At 62.3% G+C, this 379-nt stretch carries 1 protein-coding gene; it reads left to right on the forward strand.

Features of this window, described 5'->3' with window-relative positions:
• Nucleotides 1-30 precede the first annotated feature (30 nt).
• Nucleotides 31-379 (forward strand): phage portal protein (locus EN845_RS34040; RefSeq protein WP_245511880.1); only part of this gene is annotated, 349 nt, incomplete at its 3' end.

The raw sequence follows: 379 nt of genomic DNA on the forward strand, positions 1-379 counted from the left end.
GCGAAGTCGACAGAGGAAACCCACGCCCAGTTGCATCGCAACGGGGCGAGACCGAGCGGCGCGCTGGAATCCGACCAGAAGCTGACCAAAGCGCAAATCGACAACCTTCGCTCGCAGTGGCAGGAAAGCTTCGGAGGCGTCGCCAACACCGGGAAGACGCCGGTTCTCTCCGGCGGCTTGAAGTGGCACCAGATCACCCAATCCGGTGTCGATGCCGAGCACATCGACACCCGCAAGCTCCAGATCGAGGAAATCGCCCGGTTGCTCGGCGTTTTCCCGATCATGCTGGGGCATGCCGGCGACCAGTCACCGACTTTCGCCAGCGCTGATGCATTCCTCGAGGCGCACGTCCGTTACACGCTGCAGCCGTGGATCAAAT

The sequence above is a fragment of the Mesorhizobium sp. M8A.F.Ca.ET.202.01.1.1 genome, assembly GCF_004791595.1.
Taxonomy (GTDB): domain Bacteria; phylum Pseudomonadota; class Alphaproteobacteria; order Rhizobiales; family Rhizobiaceae; genus Mesorhizobium.